At 69.8% G+C, this 26,638-nt stretch carries 29 protein-coding genes; 26 read left to right on the top strand and 3 right to left on the bottom strand.

Annotated elements, in window-relative coordinates; translation table 11 throughout:
* Positions 1-95 precede the first annotated feature (95 nt).
* The 25 genes from O3W51_RS17285 to O3W51_RS17405 all read left to right on the top strand — a co-directional run bounded on the left by O3W51_RS17285 (position 96) and on the right by O3W51_RS17405 (position 18,645).
* Entirely contained in the window at positions 96-896 is an 801-nt protein-coding gene (locus O3W51_RS17285; protein WP_269286546.1) for a hypothetical protein, read from the top strand.
* Between the two features lie 463 nt (positions 897-1,359).
* Positions 1,360-1,776 (top strand): hypothetical protein, encoded by a 417-nt coding sequence (locus tag O3W51_RS17290; RefSeq protein WP_269286548.1) that lies wholly within the window; start codon positions 1,360-1,362, stop codon positions 1,774-1,776.
* Positions 1,773-1,925, top strand: a complete 153-nt coding sequence (locus O3W51_RS17295) for a hypothetical protein (RefSeq protein ID WP_269286550.1) — start codon at positions 1,773-1,775, stop codon at positions 1,923-1,925. The genes O3W51_RS17290 and O3W51_RS17295 overlap by 4 nt, the downstream gene beginning before the upstream one ends.
* A complete protein-coding gene (locus O3W51_RS17300; RefSeq protein ID WP_269286552.1) occupies positions 1,922-2,359 on the top strand; it encodes a hypothetical protein in 438 nt (145 codons plus the stop codon). The genes O3W51_RS17295 and O3W51_RS17300 overlap by 4 nt, the downstream gene beginning before the upstream one ends.
* A gap of 210 nt (positions 2,360-2,569) precedes the next feature.
* Positions 2,570-2,935 carry a hypothetical protein gene (locus O3W51_RS17305; protein ID WP_269286554.1) on the top strand — a complete coding sequence of 122 codons (366 nt, stop codon included), beginning with the start codon at positions 2,570-2,572 and terminating at the stop codon, positions 2,933-2,935.
* Positions 2,883-3,314, top strand: coding sequence for a hypothetical protein (locus tag O3W51_RS17310; RefSeq protein WP_269286556.1), 432 nt, complete (start codon positions 2,883-2,885; stop codon positions 3,312-3,314). Before O3W51_RS17305 ends, O3W51_RS17310 begins: the two co-directional genes overlap by 53 nt.
* Positions 3,315-3,345: 31 nt before the next feature.
* Positions 3,346-4,686, top strand: coding sequence for a hypothetical protein (locus tag O3W51_RS17315; RefSeq protein ID WP_269286558.1), 1,341 nt, complete (start codon positions 3,346-3,348; stop codon positions 4,684-4,686).
* A 204-nt stretch (positions 4,687-4,890) separates the two neighbouring features.
* Positions 4,891-5,079, top strand: a complete 189-nt coding sequence (locus O3W51_RS17320; protein WP_269286560.1) for a hypothetical protein — start codon at positions 4,891-4,893, stop codon at positions 5,077-5,079.
* A gap of 865 nt (positions 5,080-5,944) precedes the next feature.
* Positions 5,945-6,376 (top strand): hypothetical protein, encoded by a 432-nt coding sequence (locus tag O3W51_RS17325; protein ID WP_269286562.1) that lies wholly within the window; start codon positions 5,945-5,947, stop codon positions 6,374-6,376.
* Positions 6,373-6,765, top strand: coding sequence for a hypothetical protein (locus tag O3W51_RS17330; RefSeq protein WP_269286564.1), 393 nt, complete (start codon positions 6,373-6,375; stop codon positions 6,763-6,765). The genes O3W51_RS17325 and O3W51_RS17330 overlap by 4 nt, the downstream gene beginning before the upstream one ends.
* Before the next feature lie 95 nt (positions 6,766-6,860).
* The gene (locus O3W51_RS17335) at positions 6,861-9,395 is read left to right on the top strand and encodes a hypothetical protein (RefSeq protein WP_269286566.1); all 2,535 of its coding nucleotides are present in this window, start codon (positions 6,861-6,863) and stop codon (positions 9,393-9,395) included.
* A gap of 40 nt (positions 9,396-9,435) precedes the next feature.
* Positions 9,436-9,666, top strand: coding sequence for a hypothetical protein (locus O3W51_RS17340; RefSeq protein WP_269286568.1), 231 nt, complete (start codon positions 9,436-9,438; stop codon positions 9,664-9,666).
* Positions 9,667-9,749: 83 nt separating this feature from the next.
* A complete protein-coding gene (locus O3W51_RS17345) occupies positions 9,750-10,298 on the top strand; it encodes a hypothetical protein (RefSeq protein WP_269286570.1) in 549 nt (182 codons plus the stop codon).
* A gap of 193 nt (positions 10,299-10,491) precedes the next feature.
* Positions 10,492-10,869: a hypothetical protein gene (locus O3W51_RS17350; protein WP_269286572.1), complete on the top strand. Its 378-nt coding sequence runs from the start codon at positions 10,492-10,494 to the stop codon at positions 10,867-10,869.
* A gap of 83 nt (positions 10,870-10,952) precedes the next feature.
* Entirely contained in the window at positions 10,953-11,309 is a 357-nt protein-coding gene (locus O3W51_RS17355; protein WP_269286575.1) for a hypothetical protein, read from the top strand.
* Between the two features lie 60 nt (positions 11,310-11,369).
* Positions 11,370-11,600 (top strand): hypothetical protein, encoded by a 231-nt coding sequence (locus tag O3W51_RS17360; RefSeq protein WP_269286578.1) that lies wholly within the window; start codon positions 11,370-11,372, stop codon positions 11,598-11,600.
* Positions 11,601-12,544: 944 nt separating this feature from the next.
* The gene (locus O3W51_RS17365; protein WP_269286580.1) at positions 12,545-13,231 is read left to right on the top strand and encodes a GGDEF domain-containing protein; all 687 of its coding nucleotides are present in this window, start codon (positions 12,545-12,547) and stop codon (positions 13,229-13,231) included.
* Positions 13,228-13,680: a hypothetical protein gene (locus O3W51_RS17370; RefSeq protein ID WP_269286582.1), complete on the top strand. Its 453-nt coding sequence runs from the start codon at positions 13,228-13,230 to the stop codon at positions 13,678-13,680. Before O3W51_RS17365 ends, O3W51_RS17370 begins: the two co-directional genes overlap by 4 nt.
* Complete coding sequence (locus O3W51_RS17375; RefSeq protein WP_269286584.1) at positions 13,677-13,889, top strand: hypothetical protein; 213 nt, start codon at positions 13,677-13,679, stop codon at positions 13,887-13,889. Before O3W51_RS17370 ends, O3W51_RS17375 begins: the two co-directional genes overlap by 4 nt.
* Positions 13,889-14,587, top strand: a complete 699-nt coding sequence (locus O3W51_RS17380) for a hypothetical protein (protein ID WP_269286586.1) — start codon at positions 13,889-13,891, stop codon at positions 14,585-14,587. The genes O3W51_RS17375 and O3W51_RS17380 overlap by 1 nt, the downstream gene beginning before the upstream one ends.
* Positions 14,584-15,015 (top strand): NUDIX hydrolase, encoded by a 432-nt coding sequence (locus O3W51_RS17385; protein WP_269286588.1) that lies wholly within the window; start codon positions 14,584-14,586, stop codon positions 15,013-15,015. The genes O3W51_RS17380 and O3W51_RS17385 overlap by 4 nt, the downstream gene beginning before the upstream one ends.
* Positions 15,016-15,050: 35 nt before the next feature.
* Positions 15,051-15,734 (top strand): hypothetical protein, encoded by a 684-nt coding sequence (locus tag O3W51_RS17390; RefSeq protein WP_269286590.1) that lies wholly within the window; start codon positions 15,051-15,053, stop codon positions 15,732-15,734.
* Positions 15,735-16,376: 642 nt separating this feature from the next.
* The gene (locus O3W51_RS17395) at positions 16,377-16,592 is read left to right on the top strand and encodes a hypothetical protein (protein WP_269286592.1); all 216 of its coding nucleotides are present in this window, start codon (positions 16,377-16,379) and stop codon (positions 16,590-16,592) included.
* Between the two features lie 162 nt (positions 16,593-16,754).
* Complete coding sequence (locus O3W51_RS17400) at positions 16,755-17,684, top strand: ParA family protein (RefSeq protein WP_269286594.1); 930 nt, start codon at positions 16,755-16,757, stop codon at positions 17,682-17,684.
* 1 nt (position 17,685) lies between these two features.
* Positions 17,686-18,645 (top strand): hypothetical protein, encoded by a 960-nt coding sequence (locus O3W51_RS17405; RefSeq protein WP_269286596.1) that lies wholly within the window; start codon positions 17,686-17,688, stop codon positions 18,643-18,645.
* A 69-nt stretch (positions 18,646-18,714) separates the two neighbouring features.
* Here the strand turns inward: O3W51_RS17405 and O3W51_RS17410 are convergent, their stop codons facing one another.
* A complete protein-coding gene (locus O3W51_RS17410) occupies positions 18,715-19,488 on the bottom strand; it encodes a hypothetical protein (RefSeq protein ID WP_269286597.1) in 774 nt (257 codons plus the stop codon).
* Positions 19,485-20,468: a ParA family protein gene (locus O3W51_RS17415; RefSeq protein WP_269286599.1), complete on the bottom strand. Its 984-nt coding sequence runs from the start codon at positions 20,466-20,468 to the stop codon at positions 19,485-19,487. Before O3W51_RS17415 ends, O3W51_RS17410 begins: the two co-directional genes overlap by 4 nt.
* 946 nt (positions 20,469-21,414) lie before the next feature.
* On the opposite strand from O3W51_RS17415, the gene O3W51_RS17420 reads away from it, so the two are divergent.
* Positions 21,415-22,731 (top strand): DUF2637 domain-containing protein, encoded by a 1,317-nt coding sequence (locus tag O3W51_RS17420; protein WP_269286601.1) that lies wholly within the window; start codon positions 21,415-21,417, stop codon positions 22,729-22,731.
* A gap of 431 nt (positions 22,732-23,162) precedes the next feature.
* On the opposite strand, the gene O3W51_RS17425 is transcribed toward O3W51_RS17420, so the two are convergent.
* Complete coding sequence (locus O3W51_RS17425; protein ID WP_269286603.1) at positions 23,163-26,630, bottom strand: LysM peptidoglycan-binding domain-containing protein; 3,468 nt, start codon at positions 26,628-26,630, stop codon at positions 23,163-23,165.
* Positions 26,631-26,638 lie beyond the last annotated feature (8 nt).

Genomic DNA, 26,638 nt, shown 5'->3' on the forward strand with positions numbered 1-26,638 from the left:
TTGCGCTGTCTGTCCGTCAGGACCACCCGGCCGTAAGGCTGGCCTGGCGTGGCAGAGAGAGCAGCACTCGCTCCACCTGTCAGAAGGAGATCGTGATGGCGAAGAACCATAGGCGTCCCGGTCGGGTTCGGACCGAGCGCAGCAACCGCCGCGAGGCGCTCCAGCTCAGCACCATCGCCCCGGAAGACTTCAACGTCCGACCGGGCGAGACGAAGTCGATCGCCTGCCCGGACTGCCGGACCTGGCGCAGGATCATGGGGGACTACGACTTCAAGATTCGCGAGCACCCTGTCAGCGACGAGAAGCCCGACCGCTGCCCCGGCAGCAACCAAGTGGTCGACATCGACATCGACGTGCGGCGGTGGCAGGTCCGTCAGGACCGCCTGCTGCGGGACGCGATGCCGCAGGACAACCGGCGCGCGGCCCAGCAGTTCTACAAGCCGCTCCCGGCTCCCGCCGCCCCGGTCTTTCGGATGAGGTCGGAGGTCACGCTGGAGACGGCCCGCCAGTCCTACCTCGCCCACCGCAAGGGGTGCACGAAGTGCGTCGGCGCTCAGCACTGCACGGATGGCGACATCCTCGCCCGCCGCTACGTCCTCGCCCTCCAGGAAGAGCCCGCCCGCCGCGAGGCCCGCGAACAGTTGGAGCGCCAGGATCAGCGCATCGCCAGGAAGCATGCGGCGCCGGCCGTCCGCAAGGAGCAGTGGGCCAAGCACGGCGGCAGGGTGGTCGAGAGGGCGAATAACCGATGCGCGGAGCGCACCCCGGGGTCGCTCTCCGAGTTCCGCGGCCCCGAGCTCCCGCTGACGCCGCAGGACGTGAAGGCGCACGAACGGCGACAGGCCGAACTGGGCAAGCGATACGCACAGAGGGACCCGTCCACGTCGGCCGCCTGACCCGCACATCGAGACGAGCAGCCACGGCCCCGGCCGCCCCGCATCGAAGGGGGTGGCCGGGGCCGGTTGTTCGTCTGACAGCCGATCCGCTGGGGCTAGCGCCCCACCAGCTCTTCCACGCCGGACCAACTGCCCGCAGATGACCGCCACAACACGCACGGGAACCTCATGAGCGACGAGCAGGATCAGACCGGAACTGAGGCGATGCACGACGCGTACGAGGTATCTGACCAGGCCGAATACGAGGCGTTTATGGATGAGCTGGACGCACGCGACACCAGCTGACCAACGCGTCGCAGGCCATTCCGCGACGAACGACCACGGCCGCCGCCGCCCCGACGAACTCGGGGCGGCGGCGGCCGTGGCTGCTCGTACAGCAGTCGACTCCCCACTTGGGGAGTGATCGCGACACCCCCAGGGATTACGGCCCCGGGGCTGTCCAGGACCTGAATCGGAGGACCTGATGCTCAGCATGACACGCACCCGCCTGGCACCGGTGGACGGCGTCTACGGCGACATTGAGGACGAGGACAAACGTCGCGGGCCGGAGCGCGACGAGACCGACATGTTCCATCAGTTGATTCGTGACCTGGTGGCCGATGGCAATTCCCGGGCCGCCTCGGCCGGGCGCCGCGCCCGGCGCACGCTCGACGAGATGGCGCCCGGCACCACCGTGCCGGCGCTGTTGGTTCTCGGCAGGTCGGCGGCCGCCAACGCCAACGACGCCTGCGTGCTGTGTGGCTTCTGGACCTGCCAGTGCCTTGTGGCCTCGGACGTCCTGAACGCGGACCGTGGCTCGACGTCCGGTCAGCCGTCCAGTCGTCCCGCGCGGCAACGGCGGGCCGCTGTTGCCGCCCGCCGGTCGGGCGGTGAGCGATGAGCAACGACGACGTCCGGCGCGCGGCCGCGGCCGACATGGAGGCGGCACGGCAGCAAGCCGCGAAGAATCTCCGCGCGATGAACGAGGCGGCCGCCCTGTCCGCGGTGTCCGTGGCCACACCGACTCCGGGCCGGGGACGACGGCGATGAGCGTCATCGGCCAGGAAGCTGGAATCGCTCACGGGTCGTTGCGCGGATACCGGCAGCACACCTACCGCAAGGTCGCCGCAACAGAGGCCTGCGGCTGCCTGCAAGCAGCCCGGGACGCCAACGCCCAGTCCGGCAAGCCGGCCAGGGCGCGCAGTAGCAGCGCGCAACGGCAGTGGAACGGCGGCCTGCAGGGCGAGGGCAGCAGCATTGTCCGGCCAGGTCGCCGTCCGGTGCCGGCCGGCGCCTGCCCGGTCAACGGCTGCGGCGGGGAAGCGGGCAACCGGGCCTCCGGGCAACGCCGCGGTTGGGTCCGCGTCCAGGTGACCGGAAGTACCGAACCCACCCGCTACTACTGCTCGGGTTCCTGCGCCACGGTCGGAATCGCGCTCGCCGAACTGCGCATGAAGCCGTTGGCAACTCCGGACATCGCATAGACCACCCTCCGCACCGATTGACGGGTGCCCGTCCGGCCCAGCCCTACGCCACGGGGCCGGGCCGGGCGGGGAACTGTCAGCCACCCCACCCTCAGTTCGTTCGCGTTCGCACCACACAACGTTCCAGGCCGGCCGCCCGTAAGACGGGCGGCCGGCCTTCTGCCTGCTCGGTCGGGGAAGCGGCCGAGGTCACGATCGCAGGAGGATCACATGCCGCACATCATCGCGTTGAAGCACCCGCTGGACGAGACCGGCCTGGCCCGACAGCTAGCGCCCCCGCCGCCCGCCCTGGTCGTCACCGACGTCACCCAGTACAACCACCCGCTCTTTCAGAGCGTCGCGCCCGGCCGGTACGCGGGTGACTTCGTCTACTCCTTCGGGGGCTTCACTGGCCGTGAACCCAAGCCGGAGGTGCCGGTGCGTGTCTACGACGACACGGGGATCACCCGGGATCAGCGCAGTGCGCTCTATCGGCAGTACACGGCGGCGACGGTTCCCCCGGCTGCGGCTCGAGGCCGCCCCCGTGCTGCGCAAGGCGGCGCCGCTGTGGAACGCGTGGACGACCGCGCGGGGTGAACTGCATCGCGTGTTCCAGGGCTTCTGGGAGACCGCGGACGGCAGGTGGCGTGCGCAGCTGCTGAGCCTGACCGACGCGGAGCGCGCCGCGAAGGCCGCAGCCGCCGCCTGGGACGAGGTGGCCGAGACCCTTGCCCGGATGGCGGCCGACCAGATCGGTGCGGCCGGGCACGACGAGGCACTGCACCTGACCGAGATCGCTCAGGAGCTCGGCCTGGATTCGAGCGCCTGGCGGATCGACTCCGTTGACGCCTACAACCCCGCCTCGTACTGGGGCCGGGAAACGCCGCTGGTCGAGTCACTCAATGACGAAATCGAGAAGCAGCGCGAGCGCCTGCGCGAGGTCGCTGGGCTGGCGGCCGAGGCCGCGCCGTTCTGAGCACTCCCCATGAGAAGAAGGAAGGACGGCAATGGATTCCACACCAGACAAGACCCTGACCAGAGGCCAAGCGCTGATCCTTGGGGGCGCAACGATCCCCATGGTGGTGTTCGGTGGCCTGGGCGGCTGGGGCACCTACACCAACATCACCACCGTCTTCCACCGCTCCGCGACGGCGCTGGGCGTCGTCGCCGCCGGCGAGGGAGCAACCCTCATCCTGGCGCTGGTCATGGTCGGACTGACCCTGCTGGGCCAGTCCTCGCCGACGGTCGTGCGGATCGGGCTGTGGACGCTACCTGCGGCTGCTTCCGGCACCGGAGCTTTCGTCGCGGCGAACACGACGGATGCGGTGGTCTTCGCCATCACCCCAATGGCGATGTGCGTGTCAGCCGAAGGGATGGGTCTGCTGGCGCGGCGGATCGTGGTCTACCGCACCGGCGTTGACATCGAGGCGCAGCGCCGCAACGCCGTCACGATGCAGCGGCTGTCCGTCCAGCGGGCGTTGGCCGCGAACCACCCGGAGGAGAAGTCCCGCAAGCGGGCGGAGCGGAAGTCGTGGCGTCTGGCACGGAAGGTCGGCCGGGGTGACGACGGGCTCGGCGCGAATTTCGTCACGGTCCAGCGCGACCGGATGACGGCTGGCGCCGACGCGGCACTGGCCGGCATGTTCGCAGGGGCCGTCCCACCCGCCGTCACGGCGGCCGTCACACCTGCCCTCGCGCTGGAGGCGGGGCGTGACGGATCCGTCACAGCACCCGTGACAGAATCCGCCATCCGTCACACCGCCACGGCCGCACCCGTGACGGATCCGGCTGCTCTGCCCCCCGCCGGCCCGCCCCGGACAGGGGGCGTCACGATGGCAGTCACGCAGGTCAGCGGGCAGATGACCGAGGAAGCGTCACACCGGGTTGTGCCCGTGACGGACGCCGACCGTGACGGCGTCACGGGCCCTGCCACGGACAGTGCACCGCGAGCCGTGACGGATGCGGCATCCGTCACGGGTCACACGGCAGTGACTCTTCCGGGTGGTGTCACGGACCCGGAGCCGTCACGGGCGCTGGAGATGACCGTGACGCTTGAACAGGTCGCGGTCGTCGCGGGTGTGCCCACGCCCCTGGCGGGCGAGCGGCTGAGCAATCAGCAACTTGTCGTGGTGCTGCGTCACCTGCGCTACCGCGAAGACCCGCCGCTGTCGTATCGCCAGGCCGCGACTGCCTTCCGCAACGCGGGGTTCGTCGGAGGTGAGCGGAGGGTGCGCCGCACCTGGGCTGAGCTGATGTCCAAGGAGGACTCAACGACGCAATCCAGCCACTGCGACGACGGAATGAACCTGGACGAAGAGGACGAGGAGGAGGCCGGCCCGCACGCGTAGGACGTCCGGCACCACCAGCGGAGGCCAGCCCGGCAGGAAAGCGGGCTGGCCTTCGCTGCGACTGCCGGAAGCAGTCAGCACCACGGCGGCAGACCCGGCGAGCAGACCCGGTGAGCGGAGATCCACGAGATCCCCGGCAGACCCGGCGAGCAGACCCGGTGAGCGCCACATCGGAGGACCGATCGGAGAGAGAAAGCAGGGCTGATGGGCGGAGCCGCGTACTGGACCCGAGAGATCCGAAAGGCCGATGGCCGCTCTCCGAAAGAGGGCGCGGTCAAGCGTTTGGACCGGCTGCGCGGCGTGCTGCGCGGGGTCGATCCCGTAGTCGCCACCCGCGCTTGGCGCGAGGTCGGCGACGCCCTCCAACAGATCACCGACCGCTACTCACGGTGATCGTTCACTCGTTCATTCACTCCGGGTGAGAGTGAACGTCGGCAGGCTGTATACGCGTACGTACGCGTACGAGGCAGACGTTCACTTCCCCGGTCGCAGACCGTGAGGGGAAGCGATGGAAGTTCTACTCGCCGCCGTCCTGGTGGCGTGGGCCGCCGGGGCGCAGAGCGAACAGGCGAAGCTGGGCATCAGCCCGGCGCAGCGCGCCTTAATGCGCGAACAGGTACGGCACGACAGGGCCGTGCAACGGATCGCCGACACGCACGGCACCCCCCTGCCGAATCCGGCGGGCGGATCACCGTCGAGAAATCGGCGGTCCGCGCCGGCTGCGCCGGTGCCGGCCACGGTTCCTGAGGCTTTTCGGTCGGGGTACCGGGGTCACACTCCGATCGCCCGGGTAGCGACCCCGATGGGGCGCTTCCTCGGTGACCGGACCGCACAGGGCGTGCACTGGGTCAGGGACACCGGGCGCTCGGCGGTGAGGGAGTACATCAGGCGCCGGCGGGCCGACACGAAACCCGAACCGGCCCCGGCCCCTGAGCCGCCGGCCGTCGCTCCACCGGATGTTCCTCCGATGCCGGCCCACCCGCCGTCCACCGGCGACGGGCCACGCAAGGGCGTGAGCCTGGTCAAGCCGGTGGACCCGGCGCCCGACGGCCCGCAGCAGCTGCCCGAGCCGGCCGTAGAGCCCCCAGGAGACGGCGACGGCGCCCCAGGCACCCCAGCGGCCCCAACAGCTCTGGACGCGGCCGCAGGCGGCCCTGCCCCGGTCCTCCCGGCTCCCCGCACCCCGGAGGGGGAGCCGGAATCTGCCGAGCCCAGTGGCCGGAAGTCAACTGTCGAGCAACGGAATGGAGTTGGCCGTATGGCCGAGGTGAGTTACGAGTCCGTCTCGGACGAGAGCGATGAGCTCTCCCTCATGTGTGACGACGACGTGGTGGTGTACGGCCGGATCCACCAGCGCTGCGCGCGGGAGATCGGCCGCGGTGACGAGCGGATCGCCGCGCTGCAGAGCGTCGGGGCCGGGGCGGGCATCATCGCCTGGGTCGCTCGCTGCAAGGAGCAGTACCAGGTGATCTCCGGCACCCTCGACGCCCTGACACAGAACACCATCAGCCAGGGCGAGGCCGTCGTGAAGGCCAAGGCGTACCTGGTAGCCGGGCAGGGCGTGTACGCCGACATCGCCCAGGACATGGAGTCCGTGGCCGAGCGGGACTTCTACACCAGCGACGCGGTCGACAGTGAGGACACCGACGCGCACAGCGAGTCCTACGAGACGCAAGGAGCCCGGTCATGAGCGTAGGAAAGAGCTTGAGTTCAGCCGTCACGTATGTGGCGGTGCTGGCCACTGCCGCCGCGTACGGGATCCGCGCCGCGCGGACCCGAGCGGCAGTCGAGCGGCTGCAGTCCCGGTTCTCAGACCGGGCGGACTCCGCCCGGTACCTGTCCGAGGCGATGACCGTGCTGAACGTCGACGAGCCGACGACGGCCGCGTACATGGAGGTCGCGACCTTGTCGGACGCCATGGCATCCAACGTCGGCGCCATCGTCTCCGCCGCCGATTCCCTGTCGACCGCCGCGCAGGGCCTGGAAAAAGAGACCCAGGCGCAGCACAGCCGCATGGCGGACGCCAACCGAACGCACTCCGTGCAGATGGCCGACCGGCAATTCGTCCAGCGCCGCTAAAGACCACCCGCGACGCACCAGCACAGACACCGATGAGGGCGGGGCCGCAACTGCGGCCCCGCCCTCATCCCATCCGGAATCGGAGGAGACCCCAGATGGTGGCAACGGCCACGGCCCATAAGGACAACACGGACGACGAGGCACGCCCGGAAGCGACCGGGCTGCGCGCGCGGGTGGCCGTCATGCAGCGCTCCCCCGGCCTGTACGCGGGCGCTGGCCTCGGCCTGGCCTCCGCTTCCCTGACCGGGGAGCCGCTGCTGGTGGCCACGGTCGGAGCCTCCGGCATCGCAGCCGCGTGGACCGCGTTGGGCCTCCTGCCCGGCCCGTGGCGCTGGCTGCCCGGCCAGGGCGAGCCGTGGGAGTGGACGTGCCGGACCAGCCGCCGCGGCTACCGGCGCACCCTGCGCCGGATGCGCGGCCGCCTGGCCCAGGACCACGACCACGCGCCGGTCGTCGGCACTGACGGTCTGCTGGTGCCGATCATCGGCATCGGTGACGGCTGGTACCACCACCAGCAGCGAGCCGCCCTGGTACGCGAGGCGACGGCCGACGTCCGGCGAGCCCGGTGCGAAGTGCTGCGCACCGCCTGGACGAAGGCGCTGCCCGACTGGGAGAGCGGCTGGTGGCGCCGGTACTCCCCCGCCGAGCTCGCGCTGCGCGCCGGGCCCCTGGCGGCGATCCCCGCGACCGGGTACGTCGACATGCCCTGGTGGGGCCACCTCGTGGTCGCTTCCGCCGCCTCATCCTGGGGATTGCGGGTGTGGCAGCGGCCCGATCCGGCCGCGCCGGGAGCCGTCCGGGCAGCAACGGTGGCCTGGTACCTGGCCCGCTGGGAGGAGTGGATCGCGTGCGAGCGCGGCCCGCTGCCCGCCTCCCGCCTGGTCAGCGTCCACCTGGAGGAGGACCACCTGACGGCTGTCATCGTCTCGGCCACCGCCAAGGCGGCCCTGGGCGTCGGCCAGGACGCCGTATCAATCGCGTTCGACGTGCCGCCGGCGGCGGTGAACATCTACCGACCCGACGACATGCCCGCCAACCGCGCCAAGCTCACCGTCCGCCTGCGGGCGCAGAACACCACAGACCTGCACGGCCTTCCCGCCCTGTGGGACGAGTTCTCCCCGTACGCCGGCAGCGAGCTGTACGACGTGGAGCCCACCGAGTTCGGGCGCCGCTTCAAACTGCTCCTGCCGCGCCGCGGCACCTCGGTCGCCGACGTACAGCCGCGCAGCATCGCCCAGGCGCTGGACATGGAAGGCGAAGACACCGTCTCCCGGCTGCACCTACGGGTGCTCGACGCCCGCCGGATCGAAGTCAACGAGATGAGCAGCAACCCGCTGCAGGCCGGCGTCGGTCTCGACCTGGACGCCCTGACCATGGACGACCAGGGCTACATCACCGTCGGCAAGGACATCTACGGCCAGCCCGCGAAGTGGCGCCTGCTGAAGTTCGACCCCACACGCCGCGGCCTGTCCCAAAGCCCATCCGCGTCCGCGGTGCACGCCTTCGGCTCCGGGACCACCGGCGCCGGAAAGACCTCGCTGGAGGAAGACCTCCAGGTCGCCCAACGCCTCAACGGATTCGTGTCCTGGCTGGCCGACGGCAAGGGAGGCGCCGGGTACGCCCCCTGGATGGGAGACCTGGACTGGCTGGTGAAGTCGGCGTTCGGGGCCATGGTGATGGGCCAAGGCGCCAACCGGGTCAGCGAGTACCGGTACGCGGAGCAGATGAAGATGGCCTGGCTGGACGCCGACGGGTACACCGAGCAGGGCCGCTCGTTCTTCGTTCCCGGCGAGCCGTTCGCCCCGATGGTCGTGACCTGGGACGAGTTCAACGAGATGGTCCTCAAAGACCCGCAGGCAGACCACCTCAAACCTCTACTGCGATCCGTGTCCAGCGTGGGTCGCCTCTCGCGTGCGGCAGGCATCGGAGCCCGGATCTGGGTGCAGATCCCGAACCTGGACTCCCTCGGATCGGACAGCAGCGCGAACGCCATTCGCGACATGCTCCAGTCCGGGAACATCGCCCTGTTCCGCACGGCGCGCGCCGACGTGGACGTGATGTCGCTCGGCTCACGCACCCCCGAATTCCGACTGGCTCCGCTGCCGGAACGCTTCCCGGACGGATCCGAGACGGGCGGCCTGTTCTACATCGCGGACGGCAAGTCCCAATACACCCAGTCCCGGGCCATGTTCCACACCAACCCGGCCCGCGTCGCCCGGCAGTTCCCCCTGGAGACGCTGACCGCCCCCGAAGCCGAGGCCGCCGGCCTCGCATACCTGCGGCGCGCGGAGTACCGACACCTGGACGCCACCCAGGAGGAAGCCTTCCTGCGCGACCTGCTGAAGGAAGAGCAGTCCGCGAGCACTAAGCACACCACCGTCTTCGACCTGCACACCACGCAGCCGGACAGCGACGTCGACGACGAGGACCTGGACGACCTCGTGCCCCTGACCCGCACCCAGAAGGTCTGGCATGCCGTCGACAGCGGGGCTCGCCGCAACCGGCAAATCGCCGACGTCACCGACCTCAAGCCCCCCAACGTTGCCGGCGCCACCGCACGCCTGGAACGCCTCGGCAAGCTCACCAAGATCGACCGCGACTGGCACACCACCGAACGCCTCGACGCCTGAAATCCACCCCTCACCCCGCCCAGGGAATCGGAGAAACCCCATGACGCTCACCACCACCGGCCTGTTCGTGCTCTGCTGCATCGGCCTCGGCATCTGGATGAAGAAGGACAGCTCGTTCCGGCGCCGGGAGTTCCTGGCCGTCTCCCTCTTCTGGATCCTCGCGGTCGCCACCCCGTGGGGTGCGGCCGGCGTCACCAAAGCCCAGGACCTCCTCGGCAACGGCGTCCAGACCGCCACCAGCACCGTCAACTCCGTCTCCAACTCCAAATAACGCGACCACAGCACCGGCGGCCCGCACCCCCAGCGGACAGCCGGTGCTGCCCCAGGCCTCAGCAGCAAGGAGCAATCACCGCCATGGCCGACCACCACCACGACACCGCAGGCCCGGCACGGGAAGTGTCGGCGCAGGAAGCGTTCGAAGCCGCCCGATTGTTGGCCGAGGCATACAGCAGCAACGCCCCCACGGCCACCCAATACCGCGACATCGTGCCCACCCCCACGAACGGGGACACCATGCCGTACGCCCAGCCCGGACGCGCACCGATGTCGCAGAAGGCCACCGATCACGCCTCCCTCATCCTCGCCTACTCCTTCGGCTCCCTCCCGGTCGGCGCAGCACTGTCCCTAGTGCTGTGGTCACTGTCCAGCGTGGACGCCACGACCCTGACCATCGCCGCAGCGACCCCGGCCGTACTGGTCGGGACGATCGGTGTTGCCGCCCGCATGATCGGGCGCGCCGTGCGCGACGGCGCCTCTGCACTGCCGCCGCCGTCCACGGTCCACCAGCACACCGGACCGACGTACGTGCACCACACCGCAGTGCACCAGGAGCTGCATACCGACACCCGGTGGTTCGGCAGGACCGTCAACCAGCTCCCGCCTGACTACCCGAACGCAAGCTGACGTCTGCCTGTCCCCTCCCGCGCCCTCAAAGGCCCGGGGCGGGCAGGGAGCCGGAACAGCCACCACCCAGCCGAGCCGACCGGCCGCTCTCCGTAGAGCCCCGCGCTCCGCCCCCCGGGCGGCTGGCAGCGGGGCCGTGCGGTGTCCGCCCGGTCACCCAAGATCAGGCGCCCGAATCTCCCCGGAGGTCACCGTGCCCCTCAGCACCCTCATCGAGTCCGCTGCCGCTCTCGTCGGCTGGCGCCGCGCCTACACCGACACCACCGAGGTCGACGGCCTGCTGACCGAGCAAACCGAGACTGTGCGCCGCCAGGCCGCCAACCACGCGGCCCTGGCCACCGCGAAGAACGGGGACGCCTTGGACGTGCAGCCCGGCGTCCTGGATGTCCGCGGCCGTGTCTTGGCAGATGTCCTGTACCTGGAAGGCGTCCTGGTCGGCGCCCGTAACCGAGATCTGGAGCCGGAGCTCATCGAGCGCCTGGCGGACGTCGTCGACCACGGCCACGAGCTGACCGAGCTGCTCGCGGACACCGTCCGCACCACGGCTGCCGTCAACGCGGCCGACCACTGAAACGCCCGGGGCGGCCGCAGGCATGCGGCCCGGCCGCCCGGAGCACGCCCCTCTCCGAGCACATCGAGAAGAAGGACTCCTCCATGACCGCAAACTTCCGCGACACCGTCGCCAGCGCCATGATCGAAGGCGCAAGCATGGCATCCGCGCTGATCGGCGGCGCCGCTGGCGCCTACATCGGCCACCAACTCACCCCCACCACCTGGTCCGCCACGGTCCGCCTCCTGTTCGCCGGTGCGGTCGCTGTCGTCGGTGCCGTCACCGTCGACGCACTCGCCGAACTCGTCCTCGTTCCGCTACGCCGCCTGCTGATGACGATGATCCGCAGCACCACGCGCAGTTCGGCCCCGGCCTCCGCGAACACCCTGGGTGAGGCCCTCGCCCAGGTTGCCATCGCCACCGCGCACCGTGCTGCCAACGCCGCGCACCGCATCGACTAGGGCAACGACTTCCTGCGGGACGAGAACCGATGGCGCGGCTACGAAGATGGCGACGCGTCGTTGTACATCGCCCCCTGCGTCTGGCTCCGCTACCGCAGTGAGGAATCCAAGTACAGCCGTGAGCACCACGGAGGGGTTCTGGAGCAACTCGCCGATAGGACCGGCAAGGGCAACTTCTTCCGACTCGCCGATCACGGACTCAACGGCGCGTACGCGCTCAATCAGGCCTGGCACGAGGGATGGGAGACCATCGCCGCGCTCATCGCCACTACCAAGGCGACGGCCCGATGAGCGTCGGCTCTCCTACACACCTGGACTCGCTCCGCGCGGCGGGCACCCTGCCCCGCCCGTCCTGTGTCGCGCCCATCGCCGAGGTGCGATCACCTCGTGGGTGCTCGCCCGGCACGTTGCGCCGACAGCCGCTCGCGTCGACCAGCTACACGGCCAGCTCAGACCGCCTGTAGTGCGCGGCGTTCCTCCGTGCTCCCCCGGCCATCACCGGCCGGCGCAGTCGCGGTGTTCCGCCACGACGAGTCTTCAGGGCCCAGTGGCAGCTGTCATTCGACGTTGTGTATGCGCCCCGTGCTGGTGGTGCCACTCCCATGCCGGTCGAGCCGAGTGCAACTGCTTGCCCGGTTGCACTGAGCTCGACCGTCAGGTGATTTCACAAGTGCAACCACCTGACCTGCAAAGACAGCGGTTTTTGCAAGCGAAAGTGCAAGGGGTGGTGAGGAGACTTCACGCCACATGAACCGAACGGGGCCGTGCCGTGATCCACACCGTCAACGCCGTCGACCGACTGAACACTGAGTGGCCGACGCTGTCCGCCGATCCTTTGAGTACTTCACCTGGTGGCACTTCGACCGTTGGAGCGGAGCTGCTCCGGTCCTCCAACCGTCCGACGGCACGGCCGGGCGGTGCAGTCATCACGCCCTCACCGGCCGGCCGCGACGCTGGCCCCAGCGAGGCCCTGGACACCGCGCGCAGGCGCCTGCGACCGGGCAGTGCAGCACCTCTTCGCCAGCCGTCCGGTACCGGACGACTTCAGAGATGGATGGCTCTTCATGACCTGCGCCTCGACTGGGTCCTGGGCTGGCACCAGGCCACCACGAAGCCGTGGATCAACCCAACAGCCTGCCGGGAATTCGCCCCGGACAGCTGGCCATCGGCGTCCAAACCAGCCCGCCCTACCCGGGCCACCCACCCCGTATGAAACAAGAGAGGGACATCCCAGTATGGACTCCGCCCTGCGAGTACAGACCCCCTCTGGGCACCGCGCTGTGCTCATCACCGCACTCGCGGTTCCGCTCACCGGCTGGACCGTCCACGCACTCACACTCCACCGGCGTCTGGCCGCTGAACGCATCGACCCACTGACCGGAGCCCAGCGCCGCCGCGTCTTCGAGCGCCGCGCCCAGCGTCTGGTCCACCAGCACCCGACGGACTCGGTCGTCTGCCTTGTCGACCTCGACCATTTCAAGGACCTAAACGACGAACACGGTCACGCGACGGGCGACATGGCGCTCGCTGCGACCGGGGAACGCCTGGCCGGATGGGCCGGGCCCCGCGGGGTGGTAGGGCGCCTGGGCGGTGACGAGTTCGCCGTCGCCACTCGCGTGGAACCCACAGACGGCGAGAACGTGCTGGAACAGCGCCTCGACCAGCTCATGGGCGCCCTGCGCGAACCGGTCCTCACCGCGGCCGGGCCCATCACCATCGCCGCGTCGGTCGGGACTGCAGTCCCGGCCTACCTGGGCACCAGCGCCCTGCCGTCCTTGCTGCGAGGTGCCGACGTCTCCATGTACCGGACCAAGCACACCGGGAACTACGGGTGGGCCGGAATCGAGGACCTGCAGACGGCGACCGTCAACGGCCGCCGTGCCGGCCGCCCCGGGACACACACCCTGGCGCGCGCCGCATGAGCGCCGCTGAACGCGCAGGGGACGACTGGATCCGCGGCATCACCATCCGCCAGCCCTGGGCGGCCTGCGTCCTTGCCGGAAAGACCGTGGAGAACCGGTCCAGGCCCTGGAGCTGGCGCGGCTGGATCCTCATCCATGCCGGGAAGGCGAAGCCGGTGCGCACTGTGCTGCGCGACCCGCTGGTCGCCCGCACGATCCGCGGCTGCGAACTGCACCTTGGTGCGGTCATCGGAGTCGCCCGCCTCACCAGCTGCCACCAGGACGACGGTCCCGACCTCTGCAGCCTCTGGGCACAGGCCGGCGCCCATCACCTGGTCCTGGGCGAGATCCAGGAACTCGCCCTCCCGGTGCCGTTCGACGGCACGCTCGGGCCCTGGAAGCCGACACCGGATCTCGTGGACCAGGTCCTGCTCCAACTCCCGCACCTCCGCCCGGAGACCACGTTATGACCAGCACATCGAGGAACGACGAGGGCCGGCCCCAGCAGGACGGCGCGGGTGCCTACCCCGAGCCCCCTCCGCATCCGAGCTGGCACCAGCCCGGGCCAACGTACGGCGCCTTGTCCCCCGCCCAGCAGCAGCACAATCGGGAGCTGCTGCTGCGGGGCCTACGCACTGACCACGACCACACGCGCGGCACGCTGGAGGAGGCAAGCTGATGGACGCCATCCCTTTCACAATCGACGGATTCCTCGAGACCGAGCCCGTGCACGCCCATGGTGATACCCACGGCACCACCGCCGATTTCCGGGTGATCTCTTCGCCTACCGACCGCACCATGGACGAGACGCTGCTGCCGTGCGCTACCGGCGACCCCCGCCTTGCCTACGCTCTGCTCACCGAGCTGAAGCCCGGCGACTTGCTCCGTCTCTCGGGGCTCCTGGTCCTCCCGGACCGTGCCGACGGCGGCATGCGTCTGCAGGTCGATGCGCTCGAGGTCCTGGACACCGTGCCCCTGTGCACCACCAGGGACGCCGACCAGTTCACCTTCGACCGGCACGGTGACTACATCGCCATCAGTGACAGCACGGCCGTGGTTCACGTATGGACTGAGGGCGGCACCTGGGTGGGCACCGCCCCCGACCCAGCCTCCGTCGACATCCTAATCACCGCGTATGAGATCGAGGACAGATCCCTGCCACGCTCCAAGCGCTGGACGCGGCCGCGCCGCCGGGCCCCGCGCTCGTGGCCGCATCTGACCGACACGACCGTCGTCACCGCTGCGCAGCTGCCGGGCGCGGGCGCAGCCACCTCATTGCCACCGCTCGCTGAACGGCCTCCACCACCCGTACCGCCCGGGGCGGCTGCCGAGCATCTGCCCGGCGCCCCAACAGACTGTCCAGATAGGTGTGCATGACCGATTCCGAGACCGAGACGTTCGAGACCATCCGCTACACCGCTGACGTGGTGGCCGTGACGCCCAGCGGCGAAGTCCTGCTGATCGAGCGCGACTGGCCGCCGTATGCGGGCTCTTGGGCCTTGCCTGGGGGCCACGTGGACCCCGGGGAAACGAGCCGCGCGGCGGCTGCCCGTGAACTGGCCGAGGAGACCGGCGTCCACGTGCGCGCCGAGGATCTGCGCCCGATCGGCGTCTGGGATACGCCCGACCGCGACCCGCGCGGCAGGTACGTCACCGTCGTGTACGTGGTTGTCGTCCCCGCCGATACCCCGATCACCGCTGGAGACGACGCCCGCACCGTCCGTTGGTGGCCCCTGGACGACCTGCCGCCGTTGGCCTTCGACCACGCCGACATCCTCAGCGCGCCCACGACCGCAACCACCTGACACACCACCACCGATCCCGAGCAGGAGACTGCCCAATGATCCGTCGCACGTTCAGCCGCTGCGGCAACGCGCCCAGCCCCGTCTCCCCCGAGGACCAGGCCTTCGTTGACGCGTTCCGCGCGATGCTCGCTGCCGTACGCGACCCGCAGCCCTGGACGCCAGACCAGTCCCTGGACATCGCCGTACGGGTCGGCCCGTTCATCGAGCGCGCCCACCCGCGCCCCGGCGACGACCACGGCACCGAGCTGATCGCAGTGATTTTGGTCCATCCCGACACTGGACACGCCGCGGCCCACCACTACGGCCACCAGCTCGGCTACACCAGCCGCGGCTGGCTGCGCTGCGAGACCACCGCGATCCTCGGCACCTGGCAGCCGGCCTACGTGATGCTCACCCACGCCGCCGCGAACCTGCCCCTCCCTTCCGACGTCGGCATGGACCCCGCCCACTACGGCGTCCACGTCGAAGCTCGCCGCGCCGACGGCACCGGCTTCCCTCTGCTGCGCCTTGGCCCGTACACCCAGACCTGGCTCGCCTCCCGGGACGCCGACCACCTCAACAGCGAATTGGCAGGGAAGGCAGCCACCGTCCTCCCCGGCTTCACCGTCACCGCCAGGGGCACGCCGTTCGACGTCAGTGACCACGAGAGCTACGTCGACCCGCACGACCGCGACATCGCTGCGCTCCTGGCCGACGCCGTCGCTAGGGTGAGCGCGTGACCGCCGCGGCCCTGTAAGCGATCGAGACCTACGAGGGTGACGTCGCCAACAGACACCGGGCCGAACAGCTTGGGCCCCTGCGCAGACGACGGGGCACGGACGCTGGCCCGCTCACCGCTACGGCAGCAGTTGCACCGGCGGCCGCCAGCCTGGGGCCCGGCCCCAACCTCGAGCCTCGACGGCCGCCCGCCTCGCGCACGGCCGCCCGGATGTCACTCCCCCGCAGACAAGAAGGCTCGGCCCCGGTTGACTACCGGCGCCGGGCCTTCTTTGCGTTCCTAGATCCCCTGCCTCGGTCGTCACCTACGAAATGAGACTCCTCAATTAGAGAGCCGCGGCAGCGGGCTGGTGTGTCGTCCCCGCGGAGCGGCTCGGCGAGGTTGGTCAACCGCGTCTCCTCCTGCGAAGCAAGTCGACCTGCTCGTGGACGATCGGGAGAGGTCGAATTGGAAATATCTCGCGAACTGGGCCATAGGCGACGCCCAGAAAGGTGCCGTACGCGGCCGATCTCCCATCCGCCGGTATGGCGCGACGGTCAAGCTCCTCGCAGGCCGCCTGGGCGCAACACAGCCGATCTAGGCCTTGGCGGTGGGGCGTTGACTGGGCTAGAAGGGGGGTGACCAGGGTTGTAAGGAGGTCACTGTGCGCAGCACACGTATCGGCTTACCGCAATCCGGCAGCGTGTACATCGCCGGCATCGGCGGGCAAGCCGACGACGCCTACCGGGCTCCGTTCGTCTCACTCGAACACCAGCGATGCTCGGCGGTCATCAACGAGGCGGCGGCCAGTTACATGGATGCGGTCCCCGAGCCGGACCGGGTTGCGGCTCGCGTCCACCGACGTCAACGAACCGGGTGAGGTGACCCGTTGGTTGCACCGTGGCCGGTACGTCCCGTGGGTTGGACTCCCCAATTGGGGAGTCCAACCCACCGGCCCGTCTCCCCAGGATTTCTGGTGTGTCAGGATGCCGTGTGTCGCGTCTCGTTTGGACGCGGCTAAGTGAGTAAGGAGGCAGGACCCGTGCTGAACGATCCGGTGGAGCTGATCGAGCCACCCCAGGACTGCGTCATGGTCGGCACGGGCAAGGGCGGCGTCGGAAAGAGCACCATCGCCGCCCACCTGGCCGGCCACAGTGCAGCGCAAGGCCGACGGACCTTGCTGGTGTGCGTGACGAGCCAGGACGACGACGACCTAGGCCTGAAGCGCTTCGGCCACGGCATTCACCCCGATGGACCGACCGTTGTGGACGGTCAGGGCCTGTATCGGGCGATCTACGAGCGTTCGCCCCTGCTCCCCATCCGCGAGGTGCGCCCCAACCTGGACGTCGTACCCGGTGGCAAAGCAGTCGGAGAAATCATCCAGCTTCTGATGCACCGCATGATGACGGACGGCATGGGCGTGACGCTTTCCCTCGCCCGCTCCCTTGCGCCGATCGCCAGCTGGTACGACCAGATCGTCATCGACAGCGCCCCCGAGAACGATTCTCTGGAGCAACTTGCGGCCGGCGCCGCCCGCCACCTCATCGTCCCGACCCGGTCGGACGACTCCTCAATCAAGGGCATGGAGCGCATCTCCCTCAACTTCAAGGCCGTCAGGCGACAGGTCAATCCCGCGCTGCGCGTGGCAGGGGCCTTCCTGTACGCCTCGAACCCGACGGCCACCTCGATGCACGCCGAAGTGAAGCAAGACATCCGGGCCGTCCTCGGCGACTCCACACCGATCTTGAATACGGTGGTCGGGTACCGGGAGAAGCCCGCGCGGAACGCACGCAAGAAGGGGCTGCTCTTCGGCGAGTACGCCGAACTGCTGCCCACCAGCGCACGCAGCTACGACGTGGCCGCCGGCCGGGCCAAGGTCGCCGATGTGGTCCCCGAAGCCATCATCGGCCTGGCCGACGACATGCGCGCGCTGAGTGAAGAGATTTTCGAGTCCTGCAGGAAGGCGGTCTGAGATGGGCCTGTTCGACGAGGAAACGGCCACGGACACCGAGGCCGGCCCACAGGGCACCGGCTTCATGGGAGGCGGACTGCCCGCCATCGCGCAGCAGGCCACTGTCGTCTTCAAGGCGCCGGCGGGCACTACCCTGGACTCCGTCCCACCCCCACATCCGCCCGTCGGTGCCGGTGAACTCTCCCCAGAGGAAGCCCAGGAGTTCGAGGCCTGCAAAGCCGGCATGGACAACCTGCACCGCGCGTTCTGGATCGCCGGCAAGAGCCTCGAGACCATGAAGACCGCGAACCTTCACCGCAACGAAGGCATCCCGAACTTCGCCGACTACGTCTACAACACCTGGGAAGTCAGCGAGTCCCAAGCCCAACGCCTGATGAGCGAATGGCGACTGGGCGAGACCCTGGCACAGCTGGGCTGGCGGCCGCGGGAGTCCCAGGTACGCGAACTCACCGAGGTCGTCAAGCAAGCCGGCCACGACGCAGGCGTCGCGGTCTACGACGCTCTGGCACGCAGCGGCGAGAAGGTGACAGCAACCGCCGTCCGAGCCGTAGTCCAACAGCTGCCGCCTCTGGCACCGGACACTCCCCCGGCCGAAGTAAGCCGGTTGACGCGGGACCTGCTGCATGCCCAACGCGCCGCACGCGCGGCTGCAGCGGGCGGCGCAACGTCCGCTGACGAGACCTCCGCGGTGACCCTCCCCGCCCAGGCAACGGGCGACTCCCCAATTGGGGAGTCGAACGGAGAAGGCGGCGGAGAAGCGGCCGCGCCTGCGGAGTCATCAGACATCGAGCGCCTGCGACGTGCGCTGGCGGCGCTCAACGACGCAGCGAAAGCCGTCAACCAGGCCGCTGTACGCCGCGCCCGTGCTGCCGACCCGGCCCTGGCGGAACTCCTGGTGAAGGACATCGACGAGGCGCTCGACCGGCTGCGCCGCACGGTCGACGCACGACGGAAGAGCTGATCCACGACGCAGCGGTGGGGGCGGGCCCGGATTCTCCGGCCCGCCCCCACCGCGTTGACGTGAATCGGGCTACCTGGAGTTGCGGCCCTTGGGTTCCGAGAGCTGCGGCAAGAACGCATCCAGAGCAGCGTTGAGGAAATCGGACCGGGTGGGAAACCCGTGCCCCGCCGTCAGCGCGTCGATCACGGCGAGCTCTTGCAGCGACGGACGGAAGGACTGCTGCACCGAGTCCTTGACCCGTCCTCGCGCGGTGCGCCGTGCTGGGACGTCGCCGAACATGCCCTCAGGGTCATAGTCCTCGTCCTGGGCTGGCTGCTGCTGGTGGCGTAGCGCCTCGAGCAGCCCGGCGAACAGATCTTGACGCTTGGCGTGAATAACAGCCCTGCGGACCACGATCGCATTGGTGGGCTCATGGCCCGTGGTCAGCTTCCGCGACAGCTGATAGGCCGCGAAGCGCTTCCGGACCCCGCCGCTGATCATGATGGAGCACTGGGTGGCGACCTCGCCAGGAGACCCCAGACTCCCCGAAGGGACCGCGACGGGCCGTCCCCCGGCCGGATGTTGCTGGGGCGCCGCCGTCACGCCAGCCAACCCGGTAACGGCGGCCGCCACCGTCGTGGGCTCGGCCTCGGCGGGAGAAGCTGTCGTCTCCGTCGGCTGCGATTGATCATTCTGGGGGGTCTCCGCTTGCGCGGGGCTGGGCGAGGCAGGTTCGGCCGCACCGCGCTGGCGCCGACGCGGCGGCGCGAAGGCAGACCCGGCCGCCGCGGCGAACGCCCCCAGGTCGCCATCGTCCTCGGGCAGGCCACCGAGCTTTGCAGGGGTCTGGATTGCGCTACTCATACTGCTTGGTCCTCCATCTCATCGGCACGGTCCAGTGCCGCCTTGGCCTGCATGACTTCGATCGCCAGTGACTGGTAGTCCCCCGCCAGCGCCTTCATCGACTGCCTCACGCCGGGCGTGAGGTCCTTACTCCCTCGCAACTCCTGCGGCACCTTCCCCGCACTGCGGCAGGCGACAGCCGCGGATTCAACGTGGCGGATGGTCTGCTCGAAGACCGGGGCGGCGCCCTGGAGATCCGCGGACAACTGGCTCTTGATGTTCGTCTGCACCTTGGTGGCGGTCACATTCGTCGCGAAGACCACGACGCCCAGCAGACGTAGTTTCGGGTTGAGTGCGCGGGCCTGGGCGAAGCGCTGGGCGACGGTCCGCAGTCCCTTGCGCGACGACGGGTCGGACTTGGACGGGATGAGGACCATGTCCCCAGCCACGAGTGCCTGCAGTTGCAGGACTTCGGAGCCGGGCGCCACATCGAGGATGATCACGTCGAAGTCGTCGCGGAGAGCGTCGATTGCGACGGCGTACATGCCCATCCATGCGGTCTGGTCCTCGGGGCTGTCCATGCGCGCGGCCAGACGCCGCTGGCAGTACAGCTCCTCGATGACCTCCTCCAGGACGGCTCCCCCAGGGATCACGAACAGCCCCGGCCGCGCCTCTCCGGTCGGGATGAGGGGCTTGCCATCGAGGATCGCCGCGGCCTGAGCTTCACCGCCGTCGGCGAGCTTGCCGCCCGTGGTGCCCAGATCCTCACCGTTGTTGCCCTGCTCGTCCATCTCGATCAGCAGGACCCGCAGCCCGATCCGGGACAGGGCCACGGCCAGCGCCGCGGACAAGGAACTCTTGCCGACTCCCCCCTTGCCGTTGATGACGACGAACACCTTGGCCGCGTGCAGACCCTCGGCCATCAACTGCATCCGGCGGCGTACCGCGGCCTTGACTCTGCTCAGATCGACGACGTCGAGCGGGACCGGTCCCGTGGGCACACAGATCACTCCCTGCCACAAAACGGACATCATGTGATCATCGACGTTAGGGATAGGCGTATGAACGAGACGGACGCCACGCAGATAGGAGCGGCCGTCGGCGACGAGATCCACCCGCATGGCGGTGATCTCGTGCGCACTGCACCGCCGAGCCGACGGCGTGACTCCTAGCGCGCTACGCGGGACGCCTTCTAGCAACACCTCTAGCGTCGCGACTAGCGTCTCCTCTAGGGGCGCACCTAGTGGCAGTCCTAGTGTCCCGACTAGCGCAACTCCCGGCGTCGTGCCGGGCCTCACTGCGAGCGCGACTCCCCAATTGGGGAGTCCGGGGCCCAACTCCCCAATTGGGGAGGCGGGGCCGTCCTGCTGCGAGCGAGGGACCGCACGTCACCCAGATGGCCCCCACAAGGCTCCTTTGGGGGCAGGGAGATCGACTGTGCGGCGCTCTGGCGGCCCAGGAAGACCTCTGACGTCCAGCCACACCGGCGCAAGGGCGTTTGGCTGCGCACGGGGCCATTCTGGGGGTCGCCTTTTTGCCCATTCGCGGGATACGCACGATTGGTCTCGATCCTGGGGCAGTCTTCCGACTCCGCATCCAACCTGGTGAATTCCGCCTGGGCAGCGCGGGGCGCGACCGTACCAGCGCTCGCTGGCGAAGAGACGCGAGGCGGAGGCGAGAACCTAGGCGGAGGCGGGGACAGTACGGCGATTCTCAACCAGGTCCGGGACGCGCTCGAAGGACGCCGCGGGAGTCACCCAAATTTGGGTGACTCCCGTCTGCAAGCCGGCGGACCCGGACGCGGTCGCCTGCTTCCTGCTCCCAGTGATCACTTTTCGCTGACGATCCGTGCCCTGGGCGTCCCGAACAGGCCCGGCACGCAATGCATCGTGAGACGGTGAAAGCCGTTCAGGGAGTGATCGACTAATGCAGGAGGGACGGCGGCACGTGACTGCGGGGAAGGCGACGCCACCAACGCTGACGCGGACGCACCGCATTCTGATCTCGGTGGTGGTGACCGGGGTGATCATCATCGCCGGCATCGGCTTCGCCGGCTCGTACGCGGCTGTCCGGCACCTCGCCACGGAGAAGGGCTTCGGCTGGTTCGCGAATGTCTTCCCGGTCGGGGTCGATGCCGGCATCGTCGTGCTCCTGGCACTCGACCTGCTGCTGACCTGGATGCGCATCCCGTTCCCGCTGCTGCGCCCGACGGCCTGGCTGTTGACCGCCGCCACGATTGCGTTCAACGGCGCCGCAGCGTGGCCCGACCCGGTCGGTGTCGGGATGCACGGCATCATTCCGGTGCTGTTCGTGGTGTCCGTAGAAGCGGGCCGGCACGCACTGGGACGGATCGCGGATCTCACCGCCGACCGGCACATGGAATCGGTGCGCATCATGCGGTGGCTGCTTGCACCCGTCCCGACCTTCAAACTATGGCGCCGGATGAAGCTGTGGGAACTGCGCTCCTACGACCAGGTCATCCGCCTGGAACAGGACCGCCTCGTCTACCAAGCCCGCCTCCAAGCCCGCTACGGACGGGCCTGGCGCCGCAAGGCCCCCATCGAGGCCATGATGCCGTTGCGGCTCGCCCGCTTCGGAGTACCGCTGACGGAGACAGCAGCAGCTGGCCTCGCGGCGGCCGGCATCGATGCCCCCGCCGTCCTGCGCCCGCGCCAGACCACAGCGTTGGAACTCCTGGAACCCGAGGAATCCGCAGCAGCGGGGGAGACGCCACAGGGCGGGAAACCCCTGCACGCGGCGACGCCGAGCGCAGCAGCACCAGTCCAGGAGATGCCCGGACATCCCGGCGAGCCGGCCGCTGTGCCGTCGACCGAGGAGTTGAAACACGCCAGCGGTTGGAACGAATCGCAAGACGACGCTGCAGTTGTCGCTGCGCAGTTCCAAGAGCAGGAACTGCGCAGTGCGCAACCGCGATACGCCGGTGTGCCGCCCGCCCGGCACACCGCGCCGCGGGCATCCACCGTCCACTCCCGGGTACCGGATCGGCCCACCGAAGCCAGCACGATGGCAACGTCTGCGACCACGGCCACTCGCACCGCCGTCGCGACGACAGAGGACAGGGAAGCCCTCCTCTTGCGGGGCAAGGCAGGGGTGCGCGCGATCTTCGCGCGCATGACCCCGGCCGAACGGGCGGAGTCCGACAACGCCCTGGCGCCCCGGCTCGCACAACAGGTGGGCCTGTCGGAGGGCACCACGCGCAAGTACCTGGGGGCCGTCCGCCGCGAGTTCCAACCGGCGGACTAACCGTTCCAACGCACCGGCTGCACGGCGTTGGAACACGGATGGCGTTGGAACGCGCAACCGTTGGAACGCCGCGCATCAGCCGCATCGACTGCGCAATGCCCCCGGCCCGCGGCTCTGCGCACTGCGCAATCGACCGACGGCGCGGCCCTGCGCACTGCGCAATCCACCGACGGCCGCGTCAGCTCCGCTGCGCACTCGCCGATGTTCCAACCGCCATGCGCAGCGGCTGCGCAGTGTCCAGCGCGGGTCAAGCACTCACTGCGCGCCGAGGCCCGTGAGCCGCACCCGCGTCACGAGTGCCGGCTGCGCAGCAGACGCAGAGGCGGCGGAAGACGACTGCACCGGCGCTGCAGGACCTGGGGGACCGGTTGCGCAGATGCTTGCACCGGTCGATTGCACTGCAGGTCAGCGCCGTGCAATCCCCATTGCTCCTACGCGGGGGTCAGTAGGGTCCGTAGGAGCTCCGCGGTGGCGTCCTCCATGTCGGAGTGCAGCTCATCGCACAGCTTCTCGAGCTGCGTGGCTGCGCGTTCCAACCCCTCATAGTCACCGAGAGCGTGGTGCGCTTGGAACGCCAGGCGGTGCAACCGCTCGGATTCCATCGCGACGTCCAGCCCCTTGGTCGCGGCCCACAACGCGCTCCGCGGATCGGCGGCCTGCAGGCGCCGCTCGGCCAGCGTCGCGGCAGCGTCGATGATCGCGTCGATCATGTCCTGGGCGAGATGGCCGGCCCAGTGGTAGCGACGTGGCGGGACGGCAGCGAACGGCCGGCCGCGGACGAGTTCCAACGCGGTGCGCAGCAGCGCGTCGCCGTCGGCCAGCGGTGCGCACTTTCCAGCGGCTACCAGGTTCTGGAACTGGTGCCAGTCGCAGCTGACGGTGTCGGCGAACCGGTAGCGGGCGTCGTCGGTGTTGGCGATGAGGGGCAGGTGCTTGGCGCCGTCGGCGCTCGTGCCGAGCCAGCCGCGCAGGCGGCTGATCCACGGGTTGCGGGATTTGCGGTCGATGTCCCTGCCGGGCCACAGCGCTTCGTCCAGGGCACGGTGGTCGAGGCCTGGATGCAGCACCATCCACGCGGCGAGCTCCGTCAAGGTGCGCCGGTGCTTGGTCTCCAAGGTTCCCTGCGCGCCCCCCACATCCACCGGCCCGAGCACCTGGATGACCGGACCAGGCAGGACTTCCTTGGCTTCGGGTTCCGGGGCGGGTTCGGCCGCTGCGCGCGGGGCGGTGATCGGAACGCTGGCAGGCGTCGACGCCCCGGTGTCCGGGGAAGTCGGCTCCGGCTCGTCGTCCAGGTCGCCACCGAAATCCGCGAGGCCGGCCAGCAGCCCGCGGTCGTTGTCTTGGCAGATGCCGCCGAGGTCGCTGGCGTCCGGACCCGCAGGGGGAGAGGGCAACGATGGAGTGGAGGAGAGGATGGAGTCGTCATTGGTGATCCGCGCGTGCACCCGCGGATCACGGAGGTATGGGGCCGGCACCGCCACAGCGGGGGGCTGCTGCGGCTTGGCGGGCCCGGCCTCCACAGCAACGGCGGGCGTAGGGATGGGGCTCGCCGGCACGTCGGGGGCGGCTTCATCGGAGAGCGTCAGCAGTTCGAGGACATCGGCGTAGTCCTGATCGGACAAGGCCTGCGGCGTACAAACGATGTTGGTGCCGGGAAGCCGCACCACAGTGGCGGGGGAGGCGTCGATCGTCCACGCCGACGGCAGCGACGCGGCACCGGAGCCCGGGTCGTTGGTGGTGATGATGACGGTGGCGGTGCGGGGGTGCGCGTCGGTGATGGACGCGAGTTGCTCGTGCGCCCCGTGCTCGCTGATGTCGGCGGCGAGGAGCAGGTACGGGGTCCAGGACGCTGCGCCATCTTCGCCGAGCCGGGCCTGGCGCAGGCTGGCGGCCCCCACAGCGGCGAGGGCTTGTTGCTGATCGGTGTGGTGCGCGGCTACCGCCCGCAGTGCGGACGCGACATCGACGGGCGCGGCGAACCACTCGGGGAGCAGAGCGGGCAGCCCGGCGAAGGCGTTGTCGCCCAGCGCAGCGATGTCGAGGTGGTCGGCGTACGGCGAGGTGGCCAGCTCCACGGCCAGGGCCCGCAGGACCGGTAGCCGGTCGGGGCCGGTGATCTGCACGGCCCCGTAGCGCTCCAGGTCGACCAGCACCGTGTGGCCGGCGGTGTCCCCGCCGAGGGTGACCAGAGCCGGATAGGGGGCGTCGACGGATCGGGTGTCGGCGGGCTCCAGGAGCTCGGTGGTGTTGACCGGGCAGTGCCACCGGCTCAGGTCCTCATCGGTGACCACGAACGGCGTCACCGGTGCGGCGGCCGTGGTCAGATGCAGCACCAGACCCGTGGCCGGGGCGTACACCACGGCGGCCAGCTCGGGCAGTTCTCGCCCCGCAGCGGCCAGGTGTACGGCGGCGGTGCGCAGCGCGGCGTCGATGAACTCGGCGCCGTCGGGGTTCTCGGTGGCGCGCAGTGCGCTCTCGGTGGCTGCCGCGCTGCCCGTGGGCAGCGGAATGCGGCGGCCAGGGCGGCGCCGGCGCTGCTGCAGTTTGCGGCGGGTGGCGAGCAGGGTGAGCAGCGCTGCGGCCAGCAGCCCGCCGCCGAGCGCGTAGACCGGCATCCGGCTGCCGGTGGGCGTGCTCTCCGCCGTGGTGGTGCCCGCCGGCACCGATGCGGCCGGGGAGGGGGCACCGTTCGGGACCGGCGTCCGGGTGGTCGGCACGGACGGTGTGGTGCTCGGCGTGGGCGACTGCGTGCTCGGCGACGCCTGCTCATGGGAAGGGGGGCTGTCTGGGGCAGTCGTGGACGGCGCGGGAGCAGGGTGCTCGGTCGGTGCGTGCGTCGGGGCTTGCTCGGTGGGGGCGGAGGGCTTCTGCTGCGGATGGGGTGTGACCGGGGCCGAGGGCGGAGTGGTCCCGGCCGCTGCGGGCAGCTTCAGGTGCTCGCCGGGGTAGATCAGGTCGGGGTCGGTCAGATGGTGGCCGCCGGGCTGGAGGTGGCCCCGGTTCAGGTCGTAGATCTTCGGCCACTGGTCGGCGTCGCCGAGCCGCTCCTGCGCGATCCGCGTGAGGGAGTCGTCGGGCACGACGACGTAAGTGGTCGGCTTTGCCGGCCCGGTGCGGGCGGTGGTCGGCGTCGTCGTGCTGTTGATGGGCGTCGCCTGCGTCTGCTCCCGGCTCTCCGCCTGGGTACTGGGGAGCGGGTCGGCGCTGGGGGTGGAACTGGTGGAGGGTGTGGTGGGGCGGGCATCGGCGGGCAGCTTGATGACGGCGCCCTGGGGCAGGTAGCCGTCGCCGGCCGCGAGCGCGGGGATCTCAGGGTTCAGCGCGGCGATGTCTTTCCACCGCTGGCCGGCTCCGAGGTAGTGCTCGGCCAGGTCCCAGGGGGATTCGGTGGGCGAGGTGACGGTGTGGGTGAGCCAATGCGTGTCATCTGCCGCGGCAGCGGACGATGCGGAAGCACTTGGACTGCCTTGTCCTTGGAGGACGCTCTGCGTCACGCTGACGGCCGCGGCGTGGGTGGCGGTCGCAGCGGATGCGGCGGTCGGCGCGAGGAGCACGATCCCGCCGATGAGGAAGCTGGCGAGGGACTGCATTCCGCTCAGGCCGCGGATCCGGGGGGCGGAGCGGCGCCGCAGTACCGCCACGAGCTCCACGAGCGCGGAGAGGGTGAAGGCGGCCCAGGCGGCCCATCCCAGGAGGGTGATGACGACCAGGAACAAGGTGCCGTCGTCCTGGCGCAGCAGCAGATCAAGGCCGCCGGATAGTTCGGTGGGCTGGTGCCCGATCGCCAGGAGCGCGTAGGGGACGCCGGCGATCAGGGCGAGCAGGAGGGCGAGGCCGGCAAGGGCGCGCAACAGGACGCCGATGGTGCGCAGCGGTCCGGGGGTATGGGGGGCCATGGTGCGGC

The sequence above is a fragment of the Streptomyces sp. H39-C1 genome (assembly GCF_027158125.1).
GTDB lineage: Bacteria > Actinomycetota > Actinomycetes > Streptomycetales > Streptomycetaceae > Actinacidiphila > Actinacidiphila fildesensis.